Here is a 6741-nt window from a genome sequence, read left to right as displayed (position 1 = left end):
TTCGAGTCCCGCCCGCCCACACCACAACCGCACCGCACGCCTCCCCAGCCTCGTCAGCCGCCGTCGCTTCGCTCCGGCAACTGACTCCAGCGAGGGACCGAAGGTCCCTCTGGCAGCCGGCGCGTAGCGCCGGCGACCTCGCGCACGCTGGCTTCGCGGCCTGCCGGCGGCTCGCAGGCACGCGCCACCGCGACGGTCGTTTACAACCGATACCGCGGCGGTCACCTATTTACCCACCCGCGCCCACGACCCGGCAATGACCGCTTCACGCGCGCCGGCCGAGCCGGCGGTCCGGGAGTTCGAAGCGACGGTCGACCGCGTCGACGGCCGCGAGGTCGTCCTCGACGAGACGTACTTCTACGCCGAGTCCGGCGGCCAGCCCGCCGATCGGGGGACGCTCGACGGCCACCTCGTCGACGACGTGACCGAACGGGGCGGAGACGTGGTCCACGCTCTCGACTCCGACGCCGACCCCGACTTCGCGCCCGGCGACGAGGTCACGGGCTTGGTCGACGACGCGTTCCGGACCTACTGCGCCCGCGCACACACCGCCTCCCACGTGCTGTACGGGGCCGCGCGCCGGATCGCCGAGGACCTCGGCTACGCCGGCTTCGACATCTCCGAGACGAAGGTCCGCGTCGACCTGACGACCGCCGAGCCGTTAGACGACGGCGACCTGATCGAGTTAGAGCGGCTCGCGAACCGCGCCGTCTGGGACTCGCTGCCCGTCTCGTGGGCGACCCACTCGGCCGAGGCGGCCCGAGATGTCGACGGGATCGCGTTCAACACGAAAACGGAGGAGGGTGCGATGAGCGGCGGCGCGGTCCGGGTCGTCACCGTCGGCGACGCGGACGACCCCTGGGACGTCGCCGCCTGCGGCGGGACCCATGTCGAGAACACCGCGGAGATCGGGCCGATCGCGGTGCTGGACCGGTCGAACCCCGGCGAGGGCGTCACCCGCGTCGAGTTCGCCGTCGGCCCGACCGCTATCGACGAGCTCGGCGCGGTCCACGCCGCCGCGCTCGACGCCGCGACGACGCTGGACGCGCGCGTCGGCGACCTCCCCGACGCGGTCGACCGCCTCCGCGGGGAGGCCGACCGGCTGGAGGCGGACCTCCGCGAGGCGCGCGGGGACCTGCTCGCCGCCCGCCTGCGCGACCTCCCGACGACCGAGGTCGACGGCGCGCAGTGGGCGGTCGGGACCGTCGACGACGCCGACCCGAACGAGCTCCGGGAGCCGGCGACCGCGCTCGTCGGCGGCGACGCCGACGCGGACGACGGCCCCGACGCCCTCGCCGCGATCGGTGCGGGTGACGCCCCGTTCGTCGTGGTCGCGGCCGCAGAGGACACGGCCGTCGACGCGGGCGACATCGTCGGCGCGATAACCGCCGAGTTCGGCGGCGGCGGGGGCGGCGGCCCGACGTTCGCGCAGGGCGGCGGCCTCGACGCCGACCCCGCGGCCGTCGCGGCGTGGTTCCGGAAGCGATGACGGGCAAGCTGGGTCCCGACGCGCTCGCCGCAGCGCTCGCGGCGACCGGCACGCCAGACGCCGCGGTGGCGCAGGGGCCGGCCTACGGGGAGGACGCGGCCGCGATCGACCTCGGCGACGCCGCCGAGACGCTCGTCATCGCGGCCGACCCGCTGTCGCTCGCGGCCGAGTCGGTCGGGACGCTCGCGGTCCACGTCGCCTGTAACGACGTCGCCGCGAGCGGGGCCGACCCGCGGTGGCTCACGCACACGCTCTTTTTACCCGACGGCGATCCCGACCGCCTCCGGACCGTCGTCGACCAGGTCGACGCGACGGCGCGCGAGCTCGGGTGCGCGGTCGTCGGGGGCCACACCGAGGTGCTCGACGCGCTCGACCGCCCGCTCTGCTCGATGACGGCGATGGGGACGACGGACCGCTTCGTGTCGAGCGGCGGGGCTGAGCCGGGCGACCGCCTCCTTCTCACAAAGGGGGCGGCGATCGAGGCGACGGCGATCCTCGCAACCGACTTCGGCGAGGAGTGCCGCGCGGCCGGCGTCCCGGCCGCGACGCTCGACGCCGCCGCCGGCTTCCTCGACGAGGTGAGCGTCGTCCCCGACGCGGCCGCGGTCCGGGACGCCGCGACCGCGCTCCACGACCCGACAGAGGGGGGCGTCGCGACCGCCCTCGTCGAGATGGCCGAGGCGAGCGACTCGGTCTTCGCCGTCGAGCGCGACGCGGTCCCCGTCCGCCCCGAGACGCGCGCCTGCTGCGACGCGCTCGGCGTCGACCCGCTCGCGACGTTCGGCTCCGGCGCGCTGCTGGCTGCGGTCCCGCCGGACCGGGTCGACGACGCGCTCGACGCCCTCGACGCGGTCGGGATCGGCGGCGCGGAGATCGGCTCGGTCGAGGGGGCTGCGGGCGACGCCGCGGGCTCGGGCGACGCCGCGGACTCGGCTCGCCCTGCGGGAACCGTCCGAATCGACGGCGAGCCGCTCGCCGAGCCGCCCCGCGACGAGCTGTACCCGCTGTGGGAGGCGCGCGAGGCGGAGGAGTAGGCGCGTCACCGGCGCCGGTGCCGAAGCCGTCCGGGACGCCGGGTCGGCCGGTCCCGCCGATCGCTCACCTTTTTCGGTGAGGGACCGAAGTCGGTGACATGACCGGAGCACGCGTCGGCTCGGCGCTCACCGACGAACAGCAGGCGGTCCGCGACCTCGTCGAGGAGTTCGCGGCCGAGGAGGTTCGACCGACGGCGGCCGAAGCCGACGAGACGGAGACGTTCCCGGAAGGCGTGTGGGACGGGCTCGCGGAACTCGGCCTGACGGGGCTGACGGTCCCGGAAGCGTACGGCGGGTTCGGCGCGGGGAAGACGACGTACGCGGTCGCCAACGAGGCGCTGGCGCACGGGTCCCTCGCGGTCGCGACGGCCCTGTCGGTCCACTGCCTCGCCACCTCCTGTATCGCCGAGTTCGGCAGCGAGACCCAGCGCGAGACGTGGCTCCCCGAGATGGCGGAGACGGGCCGCCCGGTGGGCATGTTCTGTCTCTCCGAGCCGCACGCGGGCTCGAATCCCGCGGAGATGTCGACGACCGCCACGTACGACCCCGAGGCCGACGAGTACGCGCTCAACGGCGAGAAGCAGTGGATCACGAACGGGAAGCGCGGCGGCGTGGCCGTCGTCTTCGCGAAGGTCGACGACGAGGCGCACGACCCCGACGACGACGCGATCACGCAGTTCCTCGTCCCCGCCGACACCGAGGGGTTCGAGGTCGGCAAGAAGGAGGAGAAGCTGGGCCTCCGGGCCTCGGACACGACCGGGATCACCTTCGACGACTGCCGCGTCCCCGCCGCGAACCGTCTCACCGAGCCGGGAAAGGGGCTCTCCGCCGCGTTCCGGACGCTCACCGAGGGCCGGATCGGCATCGCGGCGCAGGCGGTCGGCGTCGCGCAGGCGGCGCTCGACGAGGCGAAATCCTACGCCGAGGAGCGCGAGCAGTTCGACCGACCGATAAGTGACATCCAGACGATCCGGCACAAGCTCGCGGAGATGTCGACCGACGTGTCGGCGGCGCGGCTGCTCGTCCGCGAGGCGTGCCGGCAGGCGGAGGCGGGCGAGGACTATCGCGTCGCCGCATCGAAGGCGAAGTACCGCGCCAGCGAGGCCGCGATGTCGGTGACGAACGAGGCGATCCAGATCCACGGCGGCTACGGCTATACGACCGAGTTCGACGTCGAGCGCCTCTACCGCGACGCGAAGATCACGGAGATATACGAGGGGACGACCGAGGTCCAGAAGACGATCATCGCCCGCGGGGTGTTCGGCGAGTGACCGACGGTGACGGATCTCAGTTCGCCGCCTACGACGCGGTCGTCTACGACCTCGACGGGACGCTCGTCGAGCTCGCGGTCGACTGGGACGCGGTCGCCGACGCGGTTCTCGATGTGTACGCCGAGCGCGCCCTCATCCCCCCGACTGAGGAGCTGTGGGACCTCCTCGGCGCGGCCGACGAGTACGGGATCCGGGCTGAGGTCGAGGAGGCGATCGCGCTCCACGAGCGCCCCGGCGCCCGCGAGTCGACCCGGCTCCCGCTCGGGGACCGACTCGCGGCCGCGACCGCGGACGACGAGTCCGCGGACCCACACCCCCCGGCTGGCGTCTGTTCGCTCAACTGCGAGGACGCGTGCCGCATCGCGGTCGAGACGCACGGCCTCGGCGACGCGCTCGTCTCGGGTGCGATCGTCGGCCGCGACACCGTCGGAAGCCACAAGCCCGACCCGGCGTCGCTGCTCGCGGCGATCAACCGCCTCGGGGAGGCCCCGGAGGACACCCTGTTCGTCGGCGACTCGCAGAGCGACGCGGTCACCGCCGAGCGCGGCGGCGTCGACTTCGCGTGGGTCTCGGAGCTGCTCGCCGAGTAGCGACTCGCACCGCGCCGCCCGCGGGTCAGTCGACCTTCTCCCCCTCGTCAGTCTGTTCGTCGGTCGGCTCGGTAGACTCCGGCTCGGCGTCTCCGGCGTCAGCGTCGGCGTCCCGTTCCGCGCTCGCGTCGGCGTCGCTGCCAGAGCCGCCGTCGCCGGCCTCGGCGCGCCGCGCGTACAGCGCGACAGCGACCGCGGTGACGAACCAGATGGGCGCGCCGATCCGGACCGCGAACGCGGCGCGCGCGCCCCACGTCTCCAGCGTCACGAGCGTCGACAGCAGCGCCGCGGCGGGCGCGCCGACGAGGATGGTGACGACGAACGTCGTCTGCATCACCCACGCGTAGTCCACCCCCTCGTACTCGGCCCGCTCGACTGGTTGCACGCGACCGACTCGGCGGCCGAGCGGCAAATCGGTGGCGGTCGGCGGCGGTACCGGGGTCGCGCCGCCGCCCGGCCGCGCCGCCCCGCCTTTCCGGTTCCCGACGATTTTACGGCGTCGCGCGGGTGACTCCGAGGTATGACCACGACGCGGGGACTGCGGGAGGGCGACGATCCGATCACGATGTTGACCGCATACGACGCCCCGACGGCGGCGATCGTCGACGAGGCGGGGATCGATGTCGTCCTCGTCGGCGACAGCATGGGCAACGCCGCCCTTGGCTACGACTCCACGCTCCCCGTCACGCTCGACGAGGTGGCGAGCCGGACCGCGGCGGTCGCGCGCGCGACCGGGGACGCGCTGGTCGTCGCCGACATGCCGTTCCTCTCGTTCGGCGTCGACGAGGCCGAGTCCGTCCGCAACGCGGGTCGACTCCTAAAACAGGCGAACGCGGACGCCGTGAAGATCGAGAGCGGCCCCCACACCGTCGACACGACCCGTCGCATGACCGAGGTCGGGATCCCGGTGATGGCGCACCTCGGCCTGACCCCGCAGCACGTGAACCGGCTCGGCGGCTACACCCGACAGGGGACCGAGCAGGACGCCGCCGAGGAGATCATCGACCTCGCGGGCGCCCACGCCGACGCCGGGGCGTTCGCGCTCGTGCTGGAGCACGTGCCGGCGAACCTCGCGGGCGCGGTGACCGAGGCGCTGGATATCCCGACGATCGGCATCGGCGCGGGCCCCGACTGCGACGGACAGGTGCTCGTGATCAACGACGCGGTCGGGCTCGGGGAGTGGTCGCCGCCGTTCGCGAAGCAGTTCGGCGACGTGCGCGGCGAGATGGTCGACGCCGTCGAGGCGTACCGGGATGCCGTGACGAGCGGCGAGTTCCCGGCCGAGGAGCACTCGCACGTCGAGGAGTCGCTAGAGGACCTGTACTGAGGCCGCTCGATCGTCCGGGATCAGACCGGGAAGAACCCCAGCACCGTCGGCAGTTCGTTCGGGTCTACCTGCGTCACGGTGACGTAGAGGACAGTGAAGATCACGGCGTTGTGGAGGCCGTGGAGCAGCGCGGGGACGACGAGGTTCTCGGTGTACTCGTACACCGCGCCGAACACGAGGCTCGGCACGAACAGGATCGAGATCGTCGTCAGGCGCGCGGAGAGCCCGCCGGTCAGCGCCATCACGTGGATGGTCGCGAAGATGGCGGCCGCCAGCGCGATCGACGGGGCGGCCGGCAGCGACTCGCGGAGGCGCCCCTGGACGACTCCCCGGTAGAGGATCTCCTCGCAGGGCCCGATGACGAGGAACGACGCGGCGACGAACAGCGGGATGATCGCCGGATTCCCCATCGCCAGCTCCGCGCTCTGGTTCGCCGCGGTCTCCGTCCCGAGCAGCTGGACGATCGTCGAGACCACGAGGATCAGGATCAAGATCACGACCCAGCTGCCGAGGACGATCCCGATCTCCTTGAGGCTCGGCACCCGGACGCCGAGGTACGAGACGATCCCCTCGCGGTCGAAGCCGCGCCACGCGAGGTAGCCGACCGCGAGCCCGCCGAACGCGACGTACTGGCCGAACACCAGCGTGAGGACCACGCTCGCGACGAGCGAGAGCCCCCCGGTCAGCGAGTCGATCGCGAAGACGGCGACCCCGCTCGCGAGCGCGATGACCGGGCCGAGGACGCCGAGGAGGAGGGCCGTCGCGACCGCGACGCCCGGAGAGCCGGCGCCCCCGCCCGACCCGTCCGCGTCGCCGACGGCGTCCGGCCCGACGTCGTCGAACTCGTCCGAGACGCCGCCGTCCGTGGCCCGGTCGCCGCTGGAGGGATCTGTCATTGCCCCGCGTAGGGGCCGCCCGGCAAAATGGTTGTCCGTGTCGGAATCGACGACGGCGCGGTATCGTTCCGAGACGGCGACGGTGCGATATCGCGCGGAGACGGCGGCGCCACGACGCCGTGCCGAAACGGCGA

General features: G+C 73.1%; 7 protein-coding genes. 5 read left to right on the top strand and 2 right to left on the bottom strand.

The annotated features are described in order from the left end of the window. The first annotated feature begins 256 nt into the window (after nucleotides 1–256). The 4 genes from EXE52_RS05905 to EXE52_RS05890 all read left to right on the top strand — a co-directional run bounded on the left by EXE52_RS05905 (nucleotide 257) and on the right by EXE52_RS05890 (nucleotide 4384). On the top strand, nucleotides 257–1489 hold the full coding sequence (locus tag EXE52_RS05905) for an alanine--tRNA ligase-related protein (protein WP_089308371.1): 1233 nt from the start codon (nucleotides 257–259) through the stop codon (nucleotides 1487–1489). Then, entirely contained in the window at nucleotides 1486–2523 is a 1038-nt protein-coding gene (locus EXE52_RS05900; protein ID WP_089308414.1) for an AIR synthase family protein, read from the top strand. The genes EXE52_RS05905 and EXE52_RS05900 overlap by 4 nt, the downstream gene beginning before the upstream one ends. A gap of 98 nt (nucleotides 2524–2621) precedes the next feature. Continuing rightward, complete coding sequence (locus EXE52_RS05895; RefSeq protein WP_089308370.1) at nucleotides 2622–3794, top strand: acyl-CoA dehydrogenase family protein; 1173 nt, start codon at nucleotides 2622–2624, stop codon at nucleotides 3792–3794. Further along, the gene (locus EXE52_RS05890; RefSeq protein WP_198945662.1) at nucleotides 3791–4384 is read left to right on the top strand and encodes an HAD family hydrolase; all 594 of its coding nucleotides are present in this window, start codon (nucleotides 3791–3793) and stop codon (nucleotides 4382–4384) included. Before EXE52_RS05895 ends, EXE52_RS05890 begins: the two co-directional genes overlap by 4 nt. 25 nt (nucleotides 4385–4409) lie before the next feature. On the opposite strand, the gene EXE52_RS05885 is transcribed toward EXE52_RS05890, so the two are convergent. After that, nucleotides 4410–4769, bottom strand: a complete 360-nt coding sequence (locus EXE52_RS05885) for a DUF5822 domain-containing protein (RefSeq protein WP_089308369.1) — start codon at nucleotides 4767–4769, stop codon at nucleotides 4410–4412. Nucleotides 4770–4904: 135 nt separating this feature from the next. On the opposite strand from EXE52_RS05885, the gene panB reads away from it, so the two are divergent. Beyond that, complete coding sequence (panB, locus tag EXE52_RS05880) at nucleotides 4905–5711, top strand: 3-methyl-2-oxobutanoate hydroxymethyltransferase (protein WP_089308368.1); 807 nt, start codon at nucleotides 4905–4907, stop codon at nucleotides 5709–5711. A 20-nt stretch (nucleotides 5712–5731) separates the two neighbouring features. Here panB and EXE52_RS05875 read toward each other — a convergent pair whose 3' ends face one another. Further along, nucleotides 5732–6607, bottom strand: a complete 876-nt coding sequence (locus EXE52_RS05875) for a CPBP family intramembrane glutamic endopeptidase (protein ID WP_049930147.1) — start codon at nucleotides 6605–6607, stop codon at nucleotides 5732–5734. Nucleotides 6608–6741: the final 134 nt, after the last annotated feature.

This window comes from Halorubrum sp. CGM4_25_10-8A, assembly GCF_005435025.1.
GTDB lineage: Archaea > Halobacteriota > Halobacteria > Halobacteriales > Haloferacaceae > Halorubrum > Halorubrum ezzemoulense.
The sequence above is the reverse complement of the archived record's forward strand: the minus strand, read 5'-3'. Positions and strand labels throughout refer to the sequence as shown.

Coding starts and splice junctions, on each gene's coding strand:
- EXE52_RS05905 (WP_089308371.1), top strand. CDS start 257: ATGACCGCTTCACGCGCGCCGGCCGAGCCGGCGGTCCGGGAGTTCGAA.
- EXE52_RS05900 (WP_089308414.1), top strand. CDS start 1,486: ATGACGGGCAAGCTGGGTCCCGACGCGCTCGCCGCAGCGCTCGCGGCG.
- EXE52_RS05895 (WP_089308370.1), top strand. CDS start 2,622: ATGACCGGAGCACGCGTCGGCTCGGCGCTCACCGACGAACAGCAGGCG.
- panB (WP_089308368.1), top strand. CDS start 4,905: ATGACCACGACGCGGGGACTGCGGGAGGGCGACGATCCGATCACGATG.
- EXE52_RS05875 (WP_049930147.1), bottom strand. CDS start 6,607: ATGACAGATCCCTCCAGCGGCGACCGGGCCACGGACGGCGGCGTCTCG.